Consider the following 22,564-nt stretch of genomic DNA (forward strand, 5'->3'; position numbering starts at 1 on the left):
GCTATTGGAATCCCCCTCAGTCCCACTGAGGGGGAGGATGTCAATCCTTGTTCAGGGTGTAGTTCTTGCGCTCGCCGGGCTTGCCGGCCGGTTTCTCCTGGCCGTTCACCCAGACGTCGCAGGCGGACGCGTCGTAGATCACGGCGTTCAGGCGGGGCTGCTCGTACTGCCGCGCGTCGCCGTGGTGCAGCGTCTCGTCGCTCAGCACGGTGATCGCGTCACCCGGCACCGACACGAAGATCTTGCAGGCGTCGGTGCGGGCCCGCACGACCAGCGTGCTCGTCGCGACCCCGGGCGGTGCGGCGGCCTGGGTGGTGCTGCCCGTCGGGCTGGACGACGTCGCCGTGGGGGACGGGCCCGGGCTCTCCCGCATCATCCCGACGATCAGGGCGGTGGCGCCGATCCCGCACGAGGCGACGGTCGCGCCGATGAGCCCGATCACGACCATCAGCCGGTAGCGGGGCGTCGGCGCGCGGCGGCCCGAGCGCGGGCCCGCCATGGCCCGCTCCAGCCGGTCGACGGCGCGGGCGTGGCTGAGCCGCCGGGTCGGGTTCTTCTCCAGCAGCCCGGTGATCACGGGCGCCAGCGCGCCCGCGTTCTGCGGAGCAGGGGTCGACTCGTTCGCCAGTGCGGACAGCGTCGCCATCACGTTCTCGCGCTCGAACGGCGGGCGGCCCTCCAGCGCGGCGTACAGCGTCGCGCCGAGCGACCACAGGTCGGACCGGGGGGTGGCCTTCTCCCCGGCGGCGACCTCGGGGGCGACGTAGGCGGGCGAGCCCATGAAGTGGCCCGTCTTGGTGAGGCTCGCCGAACCGGAGGAGAACGCGAGCCCGAAGTCGGTGAGGACGACGCGCTCGCCGTCCAGCAGCACGTTGCTCGGTTTGAGGTCGCGGTGCACGATCCCGGCCTTGTGCGCGGTGCTGAGCGCCTCCAGCAGGGCACGGCCGATGTGGGCGACGCGGTCGGCGGGCAGCGGTCCGGACCGCTCGATGAGCTGCTCGAGGCTGGGCGCCTCGATCATCTCCATCACGATCCAGGGCCGGCCCTGCTCGATGACCACGTCGTACACCTCGACGATGGAGTGCGTGCGCAGCTGAGCGGGCGCGCGCGCCTCCCGCAGGGTACGGCGGTAGAAGACCACCCGGTCGTCCTCGGAGAGTTCCTCGGGAAGCCGCAGCTCCTTGATCGCGACGGCGCGATCGAGGAGCTCGTCATGCCCTCGCCACACGGTGCCGTTGGCACCCTGGCCGATCTCCGAGACCAGCCGGTAGCGCGTCGCTAGAACGAGGCGCTCTGACTGAGACATGGCGGAAAAGATACCGGAGTGGCCAGCCGGTCATCCGGGAGACCTCAGCACCAACGCGAATTTCGGGCCAATACTGTGACCTACCGACAAGAAACCTTGCGTGACCGGGGGCCGGGCGCCCCGTTCGCGCCGTCAGAAGCTGCCGAAAGTCAGCGCCTGCCGATGCTGAGGACGGGTCCGGTGGTGTCGGCGAAGAAGTCCTCGCCCTTGTCGTCCACGACGATGAACGCCGGGAAGTCCTCGACCTCGATCTTCCAGACGGCCTCCATGCCGAGTTCCGGGTACTCCAGCACCTCGACCTTCTTGATGCAGTCCTGCGCGAGGCGCGCGGCGGGGCCGCCGATGGAGCCGAGGTAGAACCCGCCGTGCTCCGCGCACGCGTCGGTGACCTGCTTGGACCGGTTGCCCTTGGCCAGCATGACCAGCGAGCCGCCGGCGGCCTGGAACTGCTCGACGTAGGAGTCCATCCGCCCGGCCGTGGTCGGGCCGAACGAGCCGGACGCGTAGCCCTCCGGCGTCTTGGCCGGGCCCGCGTAGTAGACGGCGTGGTCGCGCAGGTACTGCGGCATCGGCTCGCCCGCGTCCAGCCGCTCCTGGATCTTGGCGTGCGCGATGTCGCGGGCCACGACCAGCGGCCCGGTCAGCGACAGCCGCGTCTTCACGGGGTACTTGGTCAGCTCGGCGCGGATCTCCGCCATCGGACGGTTCAGGTCGATGCTGATCGCATTCCCCCCACCCGCCCCGACCTGGACGACCCCGTCGTCCAGGTGCTCGTCGGTCGTCTCGGGTAGGTACTGCGCCGGGTCGGTCTCCAGCCGCTCCAGGAACACGCCCTCCGCCGTGATCTTGGCGAGGGCCTGCCGGTCGGCGCTGCACGACACCGCGATCGCGACCGGGCAGGACGCGCCGTGCCGCGGCAGCCGGATCACCCGCACGTCGTGGCAGAAGTACTTGCCGCCGAACTGCGCGCCGATGCCGAGCTTCTGCGTCAGCTCGAACACCTGGAGCTCCAGCTCCAGGTCGCGGAAGCCGTGCCCGAGCGGCGACCCCTCGGACGGCAACGCGTCGAGGTAGTGGGCCGAGGCGTACTTGGCGGTCTTCAGCGCGTACTCGGCGGACGTCCCGCCCACGACGATCGCCAGGTGGTAGGGCGGGCACGCGGCGGTGCCCAGCGAGCGGATCTTTTCCTCCAGGAAGGACATCATCCGCTTCGGGTTCAGGACGGCCTTGGTCTCCTGGTACAGGTACGACTTGTTCGCGCTGCCGCCGCCCTTGGCCATGAACAGGAACTTGTAGGCGTCACCCGGCGTCGCGTACAGCTCGATCTGCGCGGGCAGGTTGGAGCCGGTGTTCTTCTCGTCCCACATCGACACCGGGGCCATCTGCGAGTAGCGCAGGTTCAGCTTCGTGTACGCGTCGTACACGCCCCGCGAGATGTGCTCCTCGTCGCTCCCGTCCGTGAGGACGTGCTGGCCGCGCTTGCCCATCACGATCGCGGTGCCGGTGTCCTGGCACATCGGCAGGACGCCGCCGGACGCGATGCCCGCGTTCTTCAGCAGGTCCAGCGCGACGAACCGGTCGTTGGGGGACGCCTCGGGGTCGTCCAGGATCCGGCGGAGCTGCGCCAGGTGCGCGGGACGCAGCAGGTGCGCGATGTCGCGCATCGCGGTCTCGGTGAGCAGCCGCAGGGCCTCCGGCTCGACCTGAAGGAACGTCCGCCCGTTGGCCTCGAACGTGGAGACCCCGTCGGAGGTGAGGAGCCGGTAGTCGGTCTCGTCCGGGCCGAGGGGCAGCAGGTCGGTGTAGGAGAACTCAGGCATCTCAGGCAGATCCTCGCGCGATTCCGATGGGGGCCGCCTCACAGGTTACGGGCTCGGAAAGCGCGGGTTCACGTGGGGCGACTTCACGCGGGGCGACCCGCGCGCGCAGGCCGACCACGACCCCGGCCGCGACCAGCGCGGCCCCGGCGAGATCGGCGGCGCCCGGCCGGTCGATGCCGAGCGCGACCGTCGTGGCCACCGCGCTGATCGGGATCAGGCCCGCGAACAGCCCGGCGCGGTCGGCCCCGAGCCGCCCGATCGCGTCGTACCAGAGCAGGAACGCGATCGTGGTCACGACGACCGACAGGTAGGCGAAGCCCGCCAGCTCGCCGCCGGTCGGGACGCGGAGCACGGCGGTCCCGTCGGTGACCAGGCCGGCGGCCAGGAGCATCGGGGCGGCCAGCGCGGCCGAGTAGGCGGAGACCCGCAGCGGGCCGAGGCGCGGCAGCAGCGGGACGGCCAGCAGCGAGAAGCACACCTCCCCGCCGAGCGCGCCGAGCGACAGCAGCAGGCCGCGGGCGCTGCCGCCGCCGAGCCCGTTCGCCAGGCCCGCCCCGGCCGCCACCACGCACGCCGACACGATGATCCCCGGGGCCGGGCGGCGCCCCTCCAGCAGCGGCCCGACGAGCGCCAGCACGATCGGCACCGTCGCGATCACCGTGCCGATGGTGGCCGGGCTCGTGTCCTTGGTGGCCGCGACGATGCACACGTTGAACGCGACCAGCCCCGTCGCCGCCAGCGCCGCCAGGAGCACCCAGTCCCGCGCGGACGGCCGCCGCGCCGGGCCGCCGGCGAGGCGCGCCACGGCGAGCAGGATCACCGCGGCGGCGGCGTACCGGACCGCCTGCCCGCCGAACACCGGATAGCCCGAGATGGTCGCCGAGACCGCGGTCAGCGTGCCGACCAGGAACATCGCGCACCCCGCGCCGGCCGTGCCGCGCTTCTGAGACATGTTCATGGACGGAACGCTAGGCCGCGCTTGGTCCTCCAGACAGAGCCAATGGTTTCGCTAGATTTAGGACCATTAACCTACCCGTGACGCCCGTGCTCCCTATTGACGCTGAGTGTCATGTGACCGACCTTCATCTTTCCCTCGACCGGTCCGCCGGGCGGCTCGCGGCGCAGATCGCCGCCGGGTTCCGCGCGGGCGTGCGGTCCGGCCGGCTGACCGCCGGGACCCGGCTGCCGTCCAGCCGCGACCTGGCGCGCGACCTGGACGTCTCCCGCGGCGTCGTCGTCACCGCCTACGAGCAGCTCACCGCCGAGGGCTTCCTGATCGCCCGGCGCGGCGACGGCACCCGCATCGCGCCGCTGGCCCGCCCCGACGACGAGGCGGCGCCGGTGCCCCGCGCGCCCGCCGCGTCCGGTCCGGCCGAGCCCGAGCGGGAACCGGAGGTCCGGTACGACCTGTGGCCGAGCAAGCCCGACCTGTCGGCGTTCCCCCGGGAGCGCTGGATCTCCGCCGCCCGCGCCGCGCTGCGCGCCCTGCCGCACGACGCGCTCGCCTACCCCGACCCCGCCGGCGTCCAGGACCTGCGCGCCGAGCTGGCGTCCTACCTCGGCCGGGTCCGCGCCGCGCACGCCGACCCCGGCCGCGTCGTGATCATGAACGGGGTGGCGCACGGCCTGTCGGCCCTGCTCCGGCTGGTGCGCGACCGCGGCGACGCGGTGCTCGCCGTCGAGGACCCCACCAGCGAGCGGCAGCTGCCGATGCTGGCGGCCGCCGGGCTGCGGGTCGCCCGCGTCCCGGTGGACGGCGAGGGCCTGGACGTGGCGGCGCTCGCCCGCACCGGGGCCCGGGCCGTCCTCGTCACGCCCGCGCACCAGTACCCGACCGGCGTCGTGCTGTCCGCGGCCCGCCGCGCCGAGCTGATCGCCTGGGCGCGCGGCGTGGACGGCCTGATCCTGGAGGACGACTACGACGCCGAGTTCCGCTACGACCGCGACCCGGTCGGCTGCCTCCAGGGCGTCGACCCCGACCGGGTCGTCCTCCTCGGCTCGGTCAGCAAGTCCCTCGCGCCCGCGCTCCGCCTCGGCTGGGCCGTCGCGGCGCCGTCCATCGCCGAGCGGCTGCGCGAGCACCGCGTCAACACCGACCTGGGCGCACCCGTCCTGGAGCAGTACGCGCTCACCGAGTTCCTCCGCGGCGGCGGCTACGACCGGCATCTGCGCACCATGCGGCGCCGCTACCGGGCACGCCGCGACGCCCTCACCGAAGCGCTCGCCGACCACATGCCCGGCGCGATGGTTCGCGGCGTCTCAGCGGGCATCCACCTCTATGTGGAACTGCCCGCCGGATGCGACGAGGACGACGTGGTGGCCCGCGCGGCCGAGGCCGGCGTGTCGGTCGCGGGCGCCCGCGGCATGTGGTCGCCGGGGCGCGCCGCGACGGCGCCGCCCGCACTCGTCCTCGGCTACGCCAGGCTCCCCGAGCCCCACCTGGTCAAAGCGGCGCAACTGCTGGGTCAAGCGGTTACCCACGGTGCCGGAGGGTAGGACCAGCATCCCTGGTGTAGGAGGTATGGATGAGTCTGGAAGAGGCCGCGCGGCAGCTGAAGATGGCGGGCCACGACGCGCAGGTGGCCTTCGACTGCGTGGGCTTGGGCGACCTCGAACGGGCACAGGAGCACGCACTGACCCTCCGAGCCGCGGCCGACGCCGCCGAAGTGGCCCTCAGCCGCGCCCTGCAGGACATGACCCCCGACCAAGCCCAAGCCGAAGGAGAACGAGCCGTCAAGGCCCTGGAGGACGTCGTCTGAACCTAGGCCACCGGGCGTTCCATCGCAGGGGCGTCCGGTTGTCCGCCTTTGACTGGGGCGGGATGGAAGCCCTTGGCCGTCATGAAGACGACCACGATCAAGGCGGCCGGGACGATGAAGGCTATGCGGAGGCCGTGGTCGGCGCTCAGCGGCGCTATGGCGCCCACCACGGCGGCGCCCAGGACGAAGCCGACGTAGTTGAAGATGTTCACGCGGGAGACGGCGACGCCCAGGCCGGTCGGGTCGACGCTTCCGGCGGCGGAGAAGCAGACCGGGGCGATCACGCTGAGGCCGAGGCCGGCGACCGCGAACGCGGCGATGGCGAAGGCCGCGTTGGGCGCGGCGACCACGCCGAACATGCCGACGATGCCGACCAGCCCGCCGATCCGGACGACCTGGACGGCGCCCGAGCGGCGGACGGCGAGGTCGGCCACGGCCCGGCTGACCACCATCGTGACCTGGTAGGCGACGTAGCCGAGCGGCGCGACCCAGTCGCTCGCGGACAGTTCGTCGTCCAGGTACTTGGCGCCGTAGCTGGAGATCGCCGAGTCGGCGAGGTAGGCGACCGCCATCGCGGCGCCCACGATGAGGATCGGGCGCCACGGCACGCTGCGCCCGGCCGCCTTCAGCTCCTCGGCGGTCGGCCCGTCCCCCTCCTCGGCGCGGCGGTAGAGGCGGTGGCCGGTGGCCAGCGAGGCGGCGATGCCGACGGCCGCGGCGATGGCGAAGCCGGTGAACAGCGACAGGTCGAGCTTGTTGGTGAGGGACGCCCAGAGCCCGCCGAGGATCCCGGCGACGCTCCACACCGCGTAGAAGCCGGTGATCAGGCTGATGCCGTAGCGGCGCTCGACGGCGATCGCCTGCGCGTTCATCGACGCGTCCACGGCGCCGACGAACAGCCCGAACAGCGCGACCGCGGCGTAGAGCGCGATGTCGTTGTCGCCGGTGAGGCCGATCAGCGCGAACGTGGCGGCCAGCGCGGGCTGGGAGACGCGCAGCACCGGGCCGCTGCCGAGCCGCCGGAACAGGGCGCCGGACGTGACGCTCCCCACCCCGGCGACCAGCGGCACCATCAGCAGGACCAGCGAGAGCGTGGCGTCGCTCAGGTGGTGCGCGTCCTGCATCTGCGGCACCTGCGTCACCAGCGAGGCGAAGCACAGCCCCTGAACGGCGAACGCGGTGTACACGGCGAATCGGGCCTCGCGGTCCCGCGCGGTGGTGCCCTGGCTCATGCGGCTCCGGCCTCTCTGAGCTGCGCAATGTGAAGAAAGTTCGCGTCAGCGTAGGGACAGGGTACGCCGCCGGTCAATCGATGAGGCGGCCCCGCATCCCGCGGACGGCGATCAGCCACATCAGCCCGGCGAACACCACCAGCCCGGCCAGGTGCCCGAGGTCGGCCAGCGGTTGCAGGCCGAACACGCAGTCCCTGACCAGCTGCACGCAGTGGTAAAGCGGGTTGAAGTAGGAGACCGCCTGCGCCCAGCCGGGCAGCGACCCGATGGGGAAGAACGTCCCGGCGATCAGGAACAGCGGCGTCACCACGCCGGTGATCACGTAGTCGAACGAGTTGATCGACGGCACCACCGAGGACGTCCACATCCCGAACAGGCCGAAGCCGAGCGCGGTGAAGAACGTCACGAACGGCACCAGCAGCATCCCGAACGCCGGGTCGAGGCCGAAGAACATGCCGACGACGATCGGGGTGCACGAGTACACCGCCGACTTGGCCGCGATCCACAGCGCCTCGGCCGTCACCAGTTCGTGGACGTCGACGGGCGCGGCGAGCATCCCGTCGTAGGTGTGCTGGAACACGCGCCTGATGTAGCCGTTGAACATCCCCGGGAAGACCGAGGTGAACAGCGCGGCCGTGCCGACGACGCCGGTCGCGACGAAGTCCAGGTACCGGAAGTCGCCGATGACCGCGACCATCGAGCCGAACCCGTAGCCGAACGCCAGCAGGAAGAACGTCGGCTCCACCATCGAGGCGAACGACTGCGACTTCCAGTACCGCTTGTACAGGGCCAGCTCATGCCGCCAGATGCCCCGCACCGGGGCCATCTCGAACCGGCGCAGCCGAGGCGCCCGCTCCGCCTGGACGGTCATTCGACACGCTCCCCGGTCAGAATCACGAACACGTCCTCAAGGTTGGAGGCGCGGCGGACGCCGTCCGGGCCCAGCTCGTCCTCCAGGGAGGGGGCGATCGTCTCGGCCTTCAGCACCGACACCGACGGCCCCGTGCGCCGCGTCGGGAGCCCGGCGCCCCTGGCCACCCGCTCGACCTCGCTGAGCCGGTCGGGCGGCCCGTAGTGCTCGACGACCCGCTCGCCCGCGTACTCGGCGACCAGCTCCGGCGGCGAGCCCCGCGCGATCACCTTGCCGTGCGACATCAGCGCGCACTCGTCGGCGAGGCGCTCCGCCTCCTCGATGTAGTGCGTCGACATCAGCACGGTCGTGCCGCCGGCGCGCAGCCCGTCGATCAGCCCCCACAGCTCCGCCCGCACCTGCGGGTCGAGGCCGACGGTCGGCTCGTCCAGCAGGACGAGGGCGGGGCTGTGCACCAGCCCGCGCGCGATCAGCAGCCGCCGCCGCATGCCGCCGGACAGGTCGTCGACCTTGGTCAGCTGCCGCCCGGTCAGGTGCGCGATCTCCAGCGCGTCGTCGACCGCCTTGCGCCGCTCCTTGCGCGGCACCCGGTACAGGTGCGCGAACACCTCCAGGTTCTCGCGGGCGGTCAGCTCCTCGTCGAGGTTGTCCTGCTGCGGGACGACCCCCATCGCGGCCCGCGCGCGCTTGGAGTCGCGTGGAACCTCGAAGCCGAGCACGTGGATGCTGCCCTCGGTGGCGATCGCCTGGGCGGTCAGCATCTTCATCGTGGTCGACTTCCCGGCCCCGTTCGGGCCGAGCAGCCCCAGGCAGACCCCGGAGGGGACTTCGAGGTCGAGCCCGTCCACGGCGGTGAAGTCGCCGAAGCGCTTCACGACGCCGCGCAGGCTGATCGCGGCCGCTCCGGTGCCCTTCCGGGCAGCCGCGATCTGGGGACGTTGCAAGGTCATACCTTCACACTAGGAAATTCAGGCGACAAAACCCCACCGGTTTTCTCGCGGCCCTGTCCGGGGCGGAGGCTAATCTCTACCTGTGGACGTCCCCCAACGACCGGCCGGCGAAAAGGTCACCCGCGTGCGCGACCTGCGCGCGTCCGACGCCGACCGGGAACGCGTCGCCGCCGTCCTGGGCGAGGCCGTCGCGGACGGGCGGCTCACCATGGAGGAGCACTCCGAGCGCACCACCCGCGCGTACGCCGCCCGCACCCTGGGCGAGCTCACCGGCCTCACCGGCGACCTCATCCCCGAGGAGGCGCAGCCGATCCTCGTGGACGACCGGCCCGTCTCGGTGTTCTTCGGCCGCACCCGCCGCGACGGGCGCTGGGTCGTCCCGGTCAAGCTCCCGCTCCTCGCCCTGTTCGGGACGGTCGAGCTGGATCTGCGCGAAGCCGTTCTGCAGCGCCGCCACATCGTGGTCGTCGCGATGGTGCTCGGCGGCCGGATCAGGCTGCTCGTCCCCGAGGGCGTCCGGGTGGACGTCACCGGCCGCACCATCCTCAGCACCCGCGACCTGCGGGCCCGGCCCGCCTCCGAGGGGCCGACCATCGAGGTGGCCGGCACCATGATCTTCGGTTCGGTGCGGGTGCGCGCCCCGAAGCTCTCCCTGCGCACCCGCGTCCGCAACCGGCTCGGCCGGGGCCGCTAGACCGCCGTGTTCAGACCGCCGTGTCGAAGTTGATCGCGCTGTAGGCGCGCAGCTTGTTCAGCTGGTGCTCGCTGGAGATCGTCCGGATCGTCCCGCTGCGGGACCGCATGACCAGCGAGTGCGTGACCGCCGTGCCCTTGCTGTAGCGGACGCCGTCGACCAGTTCCCCGTCGGTGATGCCGGTCGCGGCGAAGAACACGTCGTCGGACGTCACCAGGTCGTCGGTGGTCAGCACCCTGCCCAGCTCGTGGCCGGCCTCGGTCGCCTTGCGCTTCTCCGCGTCGTCCTGCGGCCACAGGCGGCCCTGGATCACCCCGCCCAGCGCCTTGATCGCGCACGCCGCGAGGATGCCCTCCGGGGTGCCGCCGATGCCGATCAGCAGGTCGACGCCGGTGCCCGGCCGGGACGCCATGATCGCGCCGGCCACGTCGCCGTCCATGATGAACTTGATCCGCGCGCCCGCCTCCCGGACCTCCTTGACGATGCCCTCGTGCCGCGGGCGGTCCAGGATGCAGACCGTCACGTCGTGCGGGGACGAGCCCTTCGCGCGGGCGATCGCGCGGATGTTGTCGGCGATCGGGCGCTCGATGTCGACGACGTCCGCCGCCTCCGGCCCGGTCACGAGCTTCTCCATGTAGAACACCGCGGACGGGTCGAACATCGACCCGCGCGGCGCCACCGACAGCACCGCCACCGCGTTGCTCATGCCGAGCGCGGTCAGCCGCGTCCCGTCCACCGGGTCGACCGCGACGTCGCACTCGGCGCCGGAGCCGTCCCCGACCTCCTCGCCGTTGAACAGCATCGGCGCATGGTCCTTCTCGCCCTCGCCGATCACCACGACGCCCCGCATGGACACCGTGTTGATCAGCTGGCGCATGGCGTTCACCGCGGCCCCGTCGGCGCCGTTCTTGTCCCCCCGGCCGACCCAGCGGGCCGCGGCCATGGCGGCGGCCTCGGTCACCCGGACCAGCTCCATCGCGAGGTTGCGGTCCGGTGCCGACGGGTCGGTCGCGAGCGGGGAGGAAACGGTGGTCTCATCGGTCATGGCGGGGCAGCCCCTTCGTTCGGTGAAAGGTGTTCAGCTCGGTCTCTGGCGAAGAACCCCGGTCCATCAGGGCCGGGATGAATTGCTTCGTTGTGTGGCGCGCTAGCGCCGCTAGTCCGGACCTCGTCGGTGAAGGCCCCGCCGGTATTTCGGTGCGAAGACCAAGTGCGCATGCAGGGTGTAGACGATGCTACGGCCCTTGCGCACAGCGGAGTCCGACGCTCATTGCGATTACATAGAGTGATGGTTAAGTGACGAGAGTGAAGGTTGTGGTGCAGGTCAAGCTCGTACCGGATGCCGTACAGGTGCGGGCCCTTGAGCGCACACTGCGCACGGTCAACCAGTGCGCGAACCGGGTGTCTGCCGGTTCGTTCGAGGCGTACGGGCTCAAGGGATCGGTCAAGGATCTGCGGTCGATGGCCTATGGCGATCTCAAGGCCCGTGGTCTGGGCGCGCAGGCGGCGCAGCACGTCATCAAACGCGTGGCCGACGCCTACACCACGCTTCGGGCGAGCATCCGGGCCGGGAACCTGGGCCCCGAAGGCTGCAAGCGCCGCCGCAAGGCTGAGTCGAAGGAGATCGTGTTCCGCGCCGATGCCGCGCACACCTATGACGACCGGTGCGTCTCGTGGAACTACGACGCTCAGACTGTATCTATCTGGACGATGGACGGGCGCCTGAAGAATGTCCGCTTCGCCTGCTCGGCCACAGCGCTCAAGCGGCTCACCCAGTACCGTCGGGGCGAATCGGATCTGATGGTGCGGAACGGGAAGTGGTTCCTGATCGCCACTTGCGAGGTCCCCGAAGCCGAACGATACGAGCCGAACGACTGGATCGGGGTGGACCGGGGCATCAACAACCTCGCCACCACCAGCGACGGCGACAACCACTGCGGGCGGCGCCTGGACCGCTACCGGCGCCGGCAGGCCCGCAAGAGAGCCGAGATCCAGGCCAAGAGGACACGCTCGGCCGCGCAGCTGCTGAAAAGGCGCGCGCGCCGGGAGTCCCGGCACGCCACCCACACTAACCACAAGATTTCCAAGACCGTCGTTGCTGTCGCCTACAAGGCCCGCCGGGCCGGGGTGCCGTTCATCGAGGTGGATCCGGCCTACACCTCGCAGCGCTGCCCGCGCTGCGGCCACACCGCCAGGAACAACCGTCCTACGCGGGACCACTTCTGCTGTCGCCGGTGCGGCCTCGCTGGGCCCGCCGACGTCGTCGCCGGGGTCAACGTGCGCGACCGCGCACGCTCGGCCTGGGTATTCGTCAACATGCCCCCACCGGCCCCCACCTGAGTGGGAACCGGCGATGTGACCCGTGACCGTCCTGCTGTAGGGGGCAGTCGGGAGCATAAGCAGAGCCCTTCTGGACCGACTCAACTTGCTCGGTCCTTTAGGGCCGAGCAGTTGACTTGTGACTCGGATTCTCTGCGGATCGGACGCCGGGCCACAAATTGGACCAGACCAGCTCGGTCACGGGCCCTTCCGGCCCCCGGAAACCGGACCGGACGGGCGCGGCGTGGGCCCGGGAGTTGACGGTGGCACGGGCAAGGGATCGTTTCCCCATGGGAGAGGGCGTAATCTCAGGCGTCATGAGCAGCGACATCGACGTCTCGTCCGGCGGGGTGACACAGAACGGCGGCGCGCGGACCTCCGACCGCGGGGCGGCGACGCGCGGCGCCCTGCTGTCCGCGGCCAGGGACGTCTTCTGCGACGCCGGCTTCGCCCAGGCCGCGGTGACCGACATCGTCGCCAAGGCCGGCGCCAGCGTGGGCAGCCTGTACCACCACTTCAACGGCAAGGCCGACCTCTACCTGACGCTGTTCGAGGACTTCCAGGGCCGCCAGCAGGAGCGCACCCGCGAGGCGATCAACGCCGTCCGCGACGCGGGCGAGACCGACCCGATGCGGCAGTTCATCGCCGGCGCCGGCGCCTACCTCAGCGGCTGCCTCGACGAGCGCGACGCCGCCCGGCTGTTCATCTCCGGCGACGGCCCGCCCGGGTTCGACCGGGTCATGCGGCAGCGGCTCAACAAGTGGGCGCGCCGCAACGCCGCCCTCTTCCACACCGCCGACGGCGGCGTCGACGAGGCGCTGGTCACGGTGCTGACCGGCGCGATGGCGGGCGCCGTGTCGGAGATCTCCCTGCTGGACGACGAGGACGCCGCGCGCCGCCTCGCCGACCAGGTCATGGTCATCGTCGCGACGATCAGGAACCCCGGTACGGAGCAGCGCTGAGCGTGCGGGATCCTGGAGGGGTGACCGAGAACAAGGACGCCCCGCCCGCGCGGGAGGCCCCGCAGGACGCGCCGCAGGAGGCGCCCGCCGGGGACGGTGCTCCGGCTCCGGCGGGACGGCCCGTGATCGAGGTCAGCCCCGGCGTGCACAAGCGGCTCACCACGGGCCTCGGCGGCTTCGCCATGGCGCTGGGCGCGTGCATGCTGCTGGTCCTGGCGATCTACGTCATCACGCCGCGCAGCAACAAGGAGGTCCTGCCGACCGTCAACTACGGGTCGCAGCTGTGGGCGATGCGCAACGACGCGCCCTACAGCGTGTACTCCCCGGAAGGGCTCGGCCCCCGCTGGCGTCCGACCAGTTCCCGGCTGCACGGCCTTGAGTCGGGCGGTAAGGAGCCCGTCGCGTGGCACCTCGGGTTCGTCACGCCCAGCGACGAGTACGCGGCGCTGGAGCAGAGCAACGAGAAGGCGTCCGAGTACGTCCCGCGCATGACCAACAGCAGCACGCCGCTCGGGACGCAGCAGGTCGGCGGCGCCACCTGGTCGAAGTACCACCGCAAGGACAAGAAGGCGAACTCCCTCGCCCGCACCCTCCCCGACGGGGTGAGCCTCGTCGTGACCGGCACCGCGTCCTACGAGGAGCTGGCGGTCCTGGCCGCGTCGCTCGAACCGCAGAAGAAGGACGAGAGGCTGACGCCCTCCACGACGGCCACGCCGCGCTCCTGAGCCCCTAGAAGGGCGCGGCGGCGTCGCCGTCCCCGGGCCGGTCGAGGGCCGCCGCGAGCCGCGCGCGGGCACCCTCCAGCCACTCCTCGCACACCGCGGCGAGCTTCTCGCCCCGCTCCCACAGGCCGAGCGACTCCTCCAGCGTCAGGCCGCCCGCCTCCAGCCGCTTGACGACCTCGGCCAGCTCGTCCCGTGCCTGCTCGTACGACGGCTTCTCCGCCGTCCCCTGCTCGTCCGCCACCGGCCTACCCTCTCATTTCTGGGGGGCCGACCCCCCAGGCCCCCCGGCAAATACAGGTTCACTCCCGCTCGGTCACGGTCACACCGAGACGCCCGTCCGAGAGCCGAACGTGCAGCTTGTCGCCGTCCTTGACGGCCGAAGACTCCCGCACCACCGACTCGTCCTCCCGCTGGACGATCGCGTACCCGCGCTCCAGCGTCGCGGCGGGGGAGAGGGCGAGCAGCCGGGCGCGGGTGTGCGACAGCTCGTCCCCGGCCCGGTCCAGCGCCCCGGACAGGCACCGCCGCGCCCGGTCGCGCAGCGCCGCGACCTGCTCGGACTGCCGCTCGATCTCCCGCACCGGGTCGGCCAGCGCGGGCCGCGACCGCACCCCCCGCAGCCACGCCAGCTCCCGCTCCACCGCGCCGCCGAGGCAGCGCCGGCCCCGGTCGCGCAGCTGCCGGACGAGCTGGAGCTGCTCCCGCACGTCCGGGACGGTCTTCTTCGCCGCGTCCGTCGGGGTGGACGCCCGGACGTCGGCGACCAGGTCAAGGATCGGGCTGTCCTGCTCGTGGCCGATCGCGCTGACCACCGGCGTGCGGGCGGCCGACACCGCGCGGACGAGCGCCTCGTCCGAGAACGCCAGCAGGTCTTCCATCGCGCCGCCGCCCCGCGCGATGATGATCACATCGATCTCGGGATCGGCGTCCAGCGTGCGCAGCGCCTCCATGACCTCGCCGACCGCGTACGAGCCCTGCACCGCGGTGTTCTCCACCCGGAACGCCACCGCCGGCCACCGCCGCCGCGCGTTCTGCAGGACGTCGTGCTCGGCGTCGGAGTCGCGCCCGCAGATCAGCCCGATCTTGGCGGGCAGGAACGGCAGGGCGCGCTTGCGCTCCGGCCGGAACAGCCCCTCCGACGCGAGCACCTGCCGCAGCCGCTCCAGCCGGGCCAGCAGCTCGCCGACGCCGACCGGCCGGATCTCCAGGACGCTCAGCGAGAAGCTCCCGCGGTTGATCCAGAAGTCGGGCTTGGCGTGCACGACGACGCGGGCCCCGTCCGTCACCGCCGGGCCGGCCGCCTCGAACACCGCGCGCGGCCCGACGACCCGCACGGACATGTTCGCCACCGGGTCGCGGAGCGTCATGTAGACCGTCCCGCCGCGGGCGTTGAGGTCGGTGATCTGGCCCTCGACCCAGATGCGGCCGAGCCGGCCGATCCAGCCGCTCACCGCCTGCAGGACGGTCCGTACCGGAACCGGGGACTCGGCCGAGGTCTCCATCGCCATGCAGGCAGCCTACGGTGCGCACCATGCCGCCCGTCCGCACGTTGTGTGACCGACGAGACATGTCGCCCGGCTTCAAACCATTAGCTCAACTAACTTAGACTGACTAAGTAATTTCGAGGAGAGACCGTGACCGCAACCGAACGCGAGCTCGCCGAACGGCTCAACCGGCGCCTGCGCCACGTGGTGCTGATGCTCCGCCAGGTCAGCGCCGACCAGCCGATCACCAGCCAGCAGCTGTCCGTGCTCGGCTCCCTGGAGCACGGGCCGCGCCGGATGACCGAGCTGGCCGCCGAGCACGGCGTCCGGCTGCCGACCATGACGGCGCAGATCAACCGGCTCGAACGGGACGCGCTCGTCGCGCGCGGCCGGGACGGCACCGACGCCCGCGTCGTCACCGCCCGGCTCACCGAGGCGGGGCTGGCCCGGCTCACCGCCGGGCGCGAGCGCCGGATCGGCTTCCTCGCCGAGCGGTTCGCGGACCTGACGGACGAGGAGCGCGCGGCGGTCGCCGCGGCGCTGCCCGCCCTCGACAAGCTCCTCGGCGCTCCCTGATCCGTACACGGAGGCAGCCATGCACGCGAAGCCCTCGGCGACCCCGAAGGGCGGCGCCATTCAGGCAGCCGATGTCGGTATGGACCACCGCCTTCGCCGCCGTCGTCGGCGCGGCCTCCGGCGGGGCCGAGTCGGCGATCATCCTCTACGAGGCGGCGCTCGGGCTCGGCATCTCGCTCGGGCCGCTCGCCGGCGCCCTGCTCGGCGACCTGAACTGGCGGTTCCCGTTCTTCGGCACCGCCGCACTGATGGCGGTCGGCTTCCTGCTGATCACCACGCTGCTCAAGGCGCCGCCCAAGCCGGCCGAGAAGACCCGCCTCAGCGCGCCGATCCGCGCCCTCGGGCACGGCGGCCTGTCCACGACCGCGTTCACCGCGCTGTTCTAAACGCATCTGGAGCCTCTGGATGTGGGTCGACATCGACCACACGTTCCAGGACGCCGCTGCGCCGGCGTGACCCTCGCATGGGAAAGCCCCCGGCCGACGTGCGGTCGGGGGCTTGTCCGTGGTCGCTCAGCTGGTTCCGTTGAGCTTGGCTATGCGGCGCTCGTACATGCGAACGACGTCCTCACGCCCTGCGTGCTTGGTCTCGTACTCGCGCAGAAGCTTCACCTGGTCGACGGACAGGCCGCGCAGGCGCGCCCGCAGTTGCGGCAGAGTGGCGCTGTCGTAGTCGGGGACGGGCAGGTCCGCGGCGAGGTGCTCGGCCTCGGCCTGCGCGGCGGGCTTGGTCTCCGGCTTCGGCTCGAACTCCGCCTTCGCCGACTTCTCGGCCTCGGGCTTCTTGGGCTCGGCCGTTTTAGGCTCGGCCTTTTTAGGCTCGGCCTTCTTGGCCTCAGGCTGCTTCGGCTCGGGCTTCTTCGGCTTGGCGGGCTTGGCGGGCTTGGCCGGCTTGGCCGGTTCGGCGGCCTTCGGGCTCGGCGCGGGCTTGGCCTGCGGCTCCGGCTCCGGCACCGGCTCGGACGGCACCGGCTTCGGCGCGGGCTGGGCGACGGGCCCGGACTCGTCCGCCGACTTGGCGTGGTGCCGTCCCAGCGCGCCCGGCTTGGCGGGCTTGGGCGGCTTCGCCGGCGTGCCGGTACGGGCGTGCTTGGGCGTGTGCCGCGTGCCCGCGCCGGGCTTGCCGACGGAGATCTCCTCGGAGGGCGTCCCCGAGAGCGCCGTCCCCGAGGCGGCCGTGCGCGAGGCGGCCGTGCGCGAGGCGGCCGTGCGCGCCCCCGCCGGCCTGGTGCGGCGCTCGGGCGCGGGCTCCGGCTCCGGCGCGGCCTCCTCGCCGCGGACGCGCTCCACGACCCGCCCGACGACCTTCTCGGCCGTGCCCTGGACGTCGTCGCGCAGCCGCCCGATCACCGGCTTCATCCCGCCGCCCTCGGTGATCTCCTTGTAGTCCCTGTTCACCCGGTCCCCGAGCAGCAGCGCCCGGCCGACGCCGAACATGGCCAACCGGACGGCGTGCAGCGGAAGGTCCCGGACCTGCTCGCCCACCGTGTCGCGTACCTGCTCGCGGAGGCGGCGCGGCGATTTCGTCATCGGACTTCCCTTTCCTGCCTTCGGCTCGTCGTCACTCACTCTGCCCCATGGGTGCGATGGCGGTCACCCCGGGTTAGTGGATTGCTGTCCAAAAGCGTGGTGGAGTCGGTCACAGCGCGTCCACTCGTACGATAGAGCCATGACCGCCAACAGCCAGCGCCGTGTCCTGCTCGCCAAGCCGCGTGGTTACTGCGCGGGCGTCGACCGGGCCGTGCAGACGGTCGAGATCGCCCTGGAGAAGTACGGCGCGCCCATCTACGTCCGCAAGCAGATCGTCCACAACGTGCACGTCGTCAAGACGCTCGAAGAGCGCGGCGCCGTCTTCGTCGACGAGACCGAGGAGGTCCCCGAGGGCGCCATCGTGGTGTTCTCCGCGCACGGCGTCGCACCCGCGGTGCACGACGAGGCCAAGGGCCTCGACCTGCGCACCATCGACGCGACCTGCCCGCTGGTGACCAAGGTCCACAAGGAGGCCGTCCGGTTCGCCGACCAGGACTACGACATCCTGCTGATCGGCCACGAGGGGCACGAGGAGGTCATCGGCACCACCGGCGAGGCCCCCGACCACATCCACCTCGTGGACGGGCCCGGCGACGTCGCCAACGTGCACGTCCGCGACCCCGAGAGGGTGGCGTGGCTGTCGCAGACCACGCTGTCGGTGGACGAGACCATCGCCACCGTCGAGAAGCTCCGCGAGCGGTTCCCCAAGCTGATGGACCCGCCGTCCGACGACATCTGCTACGCCACGCAGAACCGGCAGGTCGCCGTGAAGGAGATGGCGGCGCTGTCCGACCTCGTCATCGTGGTCGGGTCGACGAACTCCTCCAACTCCGTCCGGCTGGTCGAGGTCGCCAAGGAGCACGGCGCCGACAGCGCCTACCTCGTCGACTACGCCGAGCACATCGACCCCGCCTGGCTGGACGGCGTCGCCACCGTCGGCGTCACCAGCGGCGCGTCCGTCCCGGACGAACTGGTCCAGGAGGTCCTGGTCTGGCTGGCGGAGCGCGGCTTCGGCGAGGCGGAGGAGATCGAGTCCGTGGAGGAGCGGATGCGCTTCTCCCTCCCGAAGGAGCTCCGCAAGGACCTCCGCATCACGCCCGTCTAGCCGACGTCCGTTAGTCGACATCGCCGTGGTGTGTGGGGCGGCGGTCCTGCGTCGTGGTGGGGGACTCGTCCCAGCGGACGGGGTTCTCGTTCTCCTCCTTCTGGAAGAGGCGGATCCCGGCGACCTTCTCCCGCAGCTCCCTGACGTTCGTCATGAGGCCGCGGGCCAGGCAGATCACCACGACCAGCAGCGTCCCGAAGAACAGCCAGGGCGCGGTGGCCGCGAGCGCGGTGAAGACGCCGACCGTGACGCCGCGCAGCAGCGAGCCGTCGCCCAGCGTCGTCACGAACACGACCGTGAACGTCGCGGCGAAGAACGTCAGCGGCGGGCTGACGACGAGCGTGAGCAGGTCGGCCGGACGGGTCGCGAACGCGGCCAGCGCGCAGCCGATCGCGAACCCGGCGCCGGCGAGCAGCCCCACGCCGAACCAGCGCGACAGGAGCCCGCAGACGACCCCGGTCGCGAACATGACCACGATGCCGCCACGTCCGGTGAGCGTGATCGGGCTCGCCGCCGATCGGGAGGAAGCGCTGCGCCTCCGACTCACTGGACCCCCTGGGGCCGGCGAGGCGCCGCCCGGCGCGTCGCGTACCGATGAACTCATCCCCACCCCTCGTGCCGGTCACTCTGCTCAGGGATGGCCCGCCCGCCGAAACCTACCGGCTTTGAGGCCGGGTCATGCTGAGACCGCTTCTCAATGGGGAGATGGTCCTCGTTGCCGAAGGGTTCGTCGTTGGTGGTCAGTTCCGCCGCGGAGAGCGCGCGCGGGCTCTCCTCGACCGGGCTTGGGCCGTCCAAGGAGTCGTCGACCACGCCCAGGTCGTTCAGCTTGCGCGCGCTCACGAGCACGCGTGTTTCGAGGGAGCCGACCGTCCGGTTGTAGGACTTGATGGCGCCGGTCAGCGCGCGGCCCAGTTCGTCGACGTGCTGCCCCATCGTGCCCAGCCGCTCGTACAGCTCCTTGCCCAGTTCGAAGACCGCGCGGGCGTTGCGTGAGAGGGCGGCCTGCTGCCACGCGTAGGACGCCGTCCGCAGCATCGTGATGAGCGTCGTCGGCGTGGCGATGTGCACGCGCCGCCTTATCGCGTACTCCAGCAGAGCGGGGTCGCGATCCAGCGCGGGGGCGAGGAACGCCTCGCCGGGGATGAACAGGACGACGAACTCCGGCGCCGGGCTGAACGCCTGCCAGTACGACTTGGCCGCCAGGCGGTCGACGTGGTCGCGCAGATGGCGGGCGTGCGCGTCCAGCCGTACCGGGTCGCCGCTCTCCGCGGCCTGGAGGTATGCGGCGAGCGAGACCTTGGAGTCGACCACGATGTTCTTGCCGCCGGCCAGCCGCACCACCATGTCGGGACGGACCGTGCCGTCGACCGTGGCGGAACTGGCCTGCTCGTCGAAATCGCAGTGGTGCGCCATGCCGGCCAGTTCCACGACGCGCCGGAGTTGCAGCTCGCCCCAGCGCCCTCTGGCCTCGGGCCGCTGCAGAGCCCGGACGAGCGACTGCGTCTCGCGGCGCAGCTGGTCGGAGGTCTGCCGGACGAAGTCGACCTGCTTGGCCAGCATCGCGTGCGACTCCCGGCGGCCCGTCTCCACCTCGCGGAGCTGCTCCTCCACCTTGGCGAGCGTCTCCTTGAGCGGCGCGACCAGGTGCTCGACGGCCTGCTGCCGCCGCTGCAGCTCGCCGGCCGCCTCGACCCCCGCCGCCTTGAGCCGGGTGTCGGCCAGTTCGAGGAACCGCTGGTTGCTGGCGTCCAGCGCCTTCGTGGAGAGGTTCTCGAAGTGCTCGGCCATCCGCTCCTCGGCGTAGGCGAGCTTCTCCTCCGCCGCCCGCGCCCGCGCGATCAGCGCGCCCTGCCGGCTCGTCGCGAGCGCGTACCCGGCGACGACGCCGAACACGGCGCCGACGAGGAGTCCGGCGAACAGCGCGAGGTCCATTCGCTCATCGTGACAGCGCCGCCGCGATCGGGGACCGCGACGCGCCGTGACGTCCCCCGTCCCAGGACATTTGGCCCAGTGTTCACCAAGCGGAGGCCTCGCGGAGTTTCCGGGCAGCCCGAGGGGTGCGCGGACGCCCATAAACTTGACGGCCGTGAGCCTCTCCATCGGAATCGTCGGGCTGCCCAACGTCGGCAAGTCCACGCTGTTCAACGCGCTGACCAAGAACGACGCGCTGGCCGCCAACTACCCGTTCGCGACCATCGACCCCAACGTCGGCGTGGTCGGGGTGCCCGACCCGCGCCTCACCGTGCTGGCGGAGGTCTTCGGCTCGCAGAAGATCATCCCGGCGACGATGGAGTTCGTCGACATCGCGGGGATCGTCAAGGGCGCGTCCGAGGGGCAGGGCCTCGGCAACAAGTTCCTCGACAACATCCGGAACACCAACGCGATCTGCCAGGTCATCCGGGCGTTCGAGGACCCGGACGTCACGCACGTGGACGGCGACGCCGACCCGGCCCGCGACATCGAGACGATCAACACCGAGCTGATCCTGGCCGACCTCCAGACGATCGAGAGGGCGCTGCCGCGCCTCGACAAGGAGGCCCGCACCAAGAAGGACAAGGAGAAGCTCGCCGTCGTCGAGGCGGCCACCGCCGCGTCGGCGCTCCTGGACGGCGGCGTCACGCTGTTCGCGGGCGCCGAGAAGGCCGGCATCGACCTGGCGCTCCTGCGCGAGCTGCACCTGCTCACCGCCAAGCCGTTCCTCTACGTCTTCAACCTGGACGAGGACGAGCTGACCGACGAGGCGCTGCGCGGCCGCCTGCGCGACCTGGTCGCCCCCGCCGAGGCGATCTTCCTGGACGCCAAGATCGAGGCGGAGCTGATCGAGCTGCCCGACGACGAGGCGCTCGAACTGCTGCAGGGCATGGGCCAGGAGGAGTCCGGCCTGTCGCAGCTCGTCCGGATCGGGTTCGACACCCTCGGCCTGCAGACCTACCTGACCGCCGGGCCCAAGGAGTCGCGGGCCTGGACGATCCGCAAGGGCGCCACCGCGCCGGAGGCGGCCGGGGTCATCCACACCGACTTCCAGCGCGGATTCATCAAGGCGGAGATCGTCTCCTACGGCGACCTCACCGGCGCCGGCTCGATGGCCGCCGCCCGCACCGCCGGCAAGGTGCGCATGGAGGGCAAGGACTACGTCATGCAGGACGGCGACGTCGTGGAGTTCCGCTTCAACGTCTGACGGCCGCCGCGGCCGGTGTGATTTTGGCAACAGCCGGGGCCGGTGTGGCGCGCGTGCTCGATGAGCTGGGTGTTTTGTGGCGATATGTCGCGAATCGGACACTGTGCCGGATATTTCGGGAAGAGATTGCGGTCGCCGTCGCCACTCGGTAACCAAGCAACTCCCGAGTCGCCGCGCTTGTCCGATACGTGGACCTGCGCACTGTTCGGAGGCTTGGATAGGGGATCGTCACCGTTTGGCAATCCTCCCCGTTCCTGCTGAGGTGGATTGCATTATCCACAACCGCGCGGCGGGGCTGTGCTTCGCCCCGATGCGCTGGAACAATTGACGCCCGTGGTTACCCTGGGCCCGAGGTGGGTTCAGAAAGGACCACCGAACACGACCAGGGACACAGGACCGCGCCGACCGGGGGCGAGGCGCGAGCGGAGGCAGGATGGCTCGCAGGTCGGCCGCGGGACGCGGCCGTGACACCGCCGTAGTCGACGAGGCCGCGGCGCCCGGCCGGGCGCTCGCGTCGCCCGCCGACCCGTGGGGCCTGCCCGAGCCGGACCGCGGCCGGTCCGGCCGCCGCGGCGGCCGCTGGGGCGGATCCGGCGGGCGCTGGTGGGTCTGGGCCGGACGCGCCGTGCTCTGGGCCGTCATCCTGGTCGTCCTCGTCAACGGCGTCCGCGCCCCGTTCGAGCGCTTCACCTCCGACGACGGCTCCGGCGGCACGACGGCCTCGGCCAAGCCCCCGAAGAGCGCCGGATTCCCCAGCAGCGCCGCGGGCGCCTTCGCGCTCCAGTTCGCCAACGTCTATCTCAACTTCGACCAGAAGACCGCCCCTGGGCGCGAGGCCCAATTGCGGACCTTCCTGCCCGACGGCGCCGACCCCCAATTCGGCTGGAACGGCGTCGGCAAGATGCAGGTGCAGTCCATCCAGGTCGCCGGAGTCGACGCCCGCGACGCCAACAACGCGACCGTGACGCTGCTCGCCCGCACCGCCGACAGATGGCTCCGCCTCGCCGTTCCCGTGTACGCCGACAAGAGCGGATCGCTGGTCGTGTCCGCC

The 22,564-nt window shown here is 71.5% G+C and carries 23 protein-coding genes; 11 read left to right on the top strand and 12 right to left on the bottom strand.

Going from position 1 to position 22,564, the window contains the following annotated elements; genetic code table 11:
* Nucleotides 1-40: 40 nt before the first annotated feature.
* The 3 genes from E1293_RS11535 to E1293_RS11545 all read right to left on the bottom strand — a co-directional run bounded on the left by E1293_RS11535 (nt 41) and on the right by E1293_RS11545 (nt 4,084).
* The gene (locus tag E1293_RS11535; protein ID WP_132196797.1) at nt 41-1,306 is read right to left on the bottom strand and encodes a serine/threonine-protein kinase; all 1,266 of its coding nucleotides are present in this window, start codon (nt 1,304-1,306) and stop codon (nt 41-43) included.
* A gap of 149 nt (nt 1,307-1,455) precedes the next feature.
* Nucleotides 1,456-3,126, bottom strand: coding sequence for a fumarate hydratase (locus E1293_RS11540; RefSeq protein WP_132196799.1), 1,671 nt, complete (start codon nt 3,124-3,126; stop codon nt 1,456-1,458).
* Between the two features lies 1 nt (nt 3,127).
* A complete protein-coding gene (locus E1293_RS11545; RefSeq protein WP_132196801.1) occupies nt 3,128-4,084 on the bottom strand; it encodes a DMT family transporter in 957 nt (318 codons plus the stop codon).
* Between the two features lie 113 nt (nt 4,085-4,197).
* Between E1293_RS11545 and pdxR the strand changes: the two genes are divergently transcribed.
* Together pdxR and E1293_RS11555 are read left to right on the top strand one after the other, a co-directional pair.
* Complete coding sequence (gene pdxR, locus E1293_RS11550) at nt 4,198-5,622, top strand: MocR-like pyridoxine biosynthesis transcription factor PdxR (RefSeq protein WP_132196803.1); 1,425 nt, start codon at nt 4,198-4,200, stop codon at nt 5,620-5,622.
* 29 nt (nt 5,623-5,651) lie between these two features.
* A complete protein-coding gene (locus E1293_RS11555; protein ID WP_132196805.1) occupies nt 5,652-5,885 on the top strand; it encodes a hypothetical protein in 234 nt (77 codons plus the stop codon).
* 2 nt (nt 5,886-5,887) lie between these two features.
* Here E1293_RS11555 and E1293_RS11560 read toward each other — a convergent pair whose 3' ends face one another.
* The 3 genes from E1293_RS11560 to E1293_RS11570 all read right to left on the bottom strand — a co-directional run bounded on the left by E1293_RS11560 (nt 5,888) and on the right by E1293_RS11570 (nt 8,938).
* On the bottom strand, nt 5,888-7,117 hold the full coding sequence (locus E1293_RS11560) for an MFS transporter (RefSeq protein ID WP_132196807.1): 1,230 nt from the start codon (nt 7,115-7,117) through the stop codon (nt 5,888-5,890).
* 73 nt (nt 7,118-7,190) lie between these two features.
* Nucleotides 7,191-7,988 carry an ABC transporter permease gene (locus E1293_RS11565; protein WP_132196809.1) on the bottom strand — a complete coding sequence of 266 codons (798 nt, stop codon included), beginning with the start codon at nt 7,986-7,988 and terminating at the stop codon, nt 7,191-7,193.
* Nucleotides 7,985-8,938 (bottom strand): ABC transporter ATP-binding protein, encoded by a 954-nt coding sequence (locus E1293_RS11570; protein WP_132196811.1) that lies wholly within the window; start codon nt 8,936-8,938, stop codon nt 7,985-7,987. The genes E1293_RS11565 and E1293_RS11570 overlap by 4 nt, the downstream gene beginning before the upstream one ends.
* Nucleotides 8,939-9,062: 124 nt before the next feature.
* Here E1293_RS11570 and E1293_RS11575 point away from each other — a divergent pair, with 124 nt between their 5' ends.
* Complete coding sequence (locus tag E1293_RS11575; protein ID WP_243716167.1) at nt 9,063-9,632, top strand: DUF1707 SHOCT-like domain-containing protein; 570 nt, start codon at nt 9,063-9,065, stop codon at nt 9,630-9,632.
* 10 nt (nt 9,633-9,642) lie between these two features.
* Here the strand turns inward: E1293_RS11575 and glpX are convergent, their stop codons facing one another.
* Nucleotides 9,643-10,677 carry a class II fructose-bisphosphatase gene (glpX, locus tag E1293_RS11580; RefSeq protein ID WP_132196815.1) on the bottom strand — a complete coding sequence of 345 codons (1,035 nt, stop codon included), beginning with the start codon at nt 10,675-10,677 and terminating at the stop codon, nt 9,643-9,645.
* 260 nt (nt 10,678-10,937) lie between these two features.
* On the opposite strand from glpX, the gene E1293_RS11590 reads away from it, so the two are divergent.
* The 3 genes from E1293_RS11590 to E1293_RS11600 all read left to right on the top strand — a co-directional run bounded on the left by E1293_RS11590 (nt 10,938) and on the right by E1293_RS11600 (nt 13,638).
* Complete coding sequence (locus E1293_RS11590) at nt 10,938-11,972, top strand: RNA-guided endonuclease InsQ/TnpB family protein (protein ID WP_243716168.1); 1,035 nt, start codon at nt 10,938-10,940, stop codon at nt 11,970-11,972.
* A gap of 296 nt (nt 11,973-12,268) precedes the next feature.
* A complete protein-coding gene (locus E1293_RS11595; protein WP_132196817.1) occupies nt 12,269-12,913 on the top strand; it encodes a TetR/AcrR family transcriptional regulator in 645 nt (214 codons plus the stop codon).
* Between the two features lie 20 nt (nt 12,914-12,933).
* A complete protein-coding gene (locus tag E1293_RS11600) occupies nt 12,934-13,638 on the top strand; it encodes a DUF4245 domain-containing protein (RefSeq protein WP_243716169.1) in 705 nt (234 codons plus the stop codon).
* A gap of 4 nt (nt 13,639-13,642) precedes the next feature.
* Here the strand turns inward: E1293_RS11600 and E1293_RS11605 are convergent, their stop codons facing one another.
* Together E1293_RS11605 and xseA are read right to left on the bottom strand one after the other, a co-directional pair.
* Complete coding sequence (locus E1293_RS11605) at nt 13,643-13,879, bottom strand: exodeoxyribonuclease VII small subunit (RefSeq protein ID WP_132196819.1); 237 nt, start codon at nt 13,877-13,879, stop codon at nt 13,643-13,645.
* A 58-nt stretch (nt 13,880-13,937) separates the two neighbouring features.
* On the bottom strand, nt 13,938-15,146 hold the full coding sequence (gene xseA, locus E1293_RS11610; protein WP_132196821.1) for an exodeoxyribonuclease VII large subunit: 1,209 nt from the start codon (nt 15,144-15,146) through the stop codon (nt 13,938-13,940).
* Nucleotides 15,147-15,272: 126 nt separating this feature from the next.
* Between xseA and E1293_RS11615 the strand changes: the two genes are divergently transcribed.
* Nucleotides 15,273-15,698 (top strand): MarR family winged helix-turn-helix transcriptional regulator, encoded by a 426-nt coding sequence (locus tag E1293_RS11615; RefSeq protein ID WP_341770183.1) that lies wholly within the window; start codon nt 15,273-15,275, stop codon nt 15,696-15,698.
* 71 nt (nt 15,699-15,769) lie between these two features.
* Nucleotides 15,770-16,084 carry an MFS transporter gene (locus E1293_RS11620; RefSeq protein ID WP_243716170.1) on the top strand — a complete coding sequence of 105 codons (315 nt, stop codon included), beginning with the start codon at nt 15,770-15,772 and terminating at the stop codon, nt 16,082-16,084.
* Nucleotides 16,085-16,210: 126 nt separating this feature from the next.
* On the opposite strand, the gene E1293_RS50165 is transcribed toward E1293_RS11620, so the two are convergent.
* Complete coding sequence (locus E1293_RS50165; protein WP_132196823.1) at nt 16,211-17,227, bottom strand: DUF8129 domain-containing protein; 1,017 nt, start codon at nt 17,225-17,227, stop codon at nt 16,211-16,213.
* Between the two features lie 139 nt (nt 17,228-17,366).
* Between E1293_RS50165 and E1293_RS11630 the strand changes: the two genes are divergently transcribed.
* A complete protein-coding gene (locus E1293_RS11630) occupies nt 17,367-18,332 on the top strand; it encodes a 4-hydroxy-3-methylbut-2-enyl diphosphate reductase (protein ID WP_132196825.1) in 966 nt (321 codons plus the stop codon).
* A gap of 10 nt (nt 18,333-18,342) precedes the next feature.
* Here the strand turns inward: E1293_RS11630 and E1293_RS11635 are convergent, their stop codons facing one another.
* Nucleotides 18,343-18,879 (bottom strand): DUF6542 domain-containing protein, encoded by a 537-nt coding sequence (locus E1293_RS11635; protein WP_132196827.1) that lies wholly within the window; start codon nt 18,877-18,879, stop codon nt 18,343-18,345.
* A 53-nt stretch (nt 18,880-18,932) separates the two neighbouring features.
* Entirely contained in the window at nt 18,933-20,267 is a 1,335-nt protein-coding gene (locus E1293_RS11640) for a DNA recombination protein RmuC (protein WP_132196829.1), read from the bottom strand.
* 154 nt (nt 20,268-20,421) lie between these two features.
* Between E1293_RS11640 and ychF the strand changes: the two genes are divergently transcribed.
* A complete protein-coding gene (gene ychF / locus E1293_RS11645) occupies nt 20,422-21,513 on the top strand; it encodes a redox-regulated ATPase YchF (protein WP_132196831.1) in 1,092 nt (363 codons plus the stop codon).
* Nucleotides 21,514-21,946: 433 nt separating this feature from the next.
* On the top strand, nt 21,947-22,564 hold a 618-nt coding region (locus E1293_RS11650; protein WP_132196833.1), incomplete at its 3' end, for a conjugal transfer protein.

This window comes from Actinomadura darangshiensis, assembly GCF_004349235.1.
Taxonomy (GTDB): domain Bacteria; phylum Actinomycetota; class Actinomycetes; order Streptosporangiales; family Streptosporangiaceae; genus Spirillospora; species Spirillospora darangshiensis.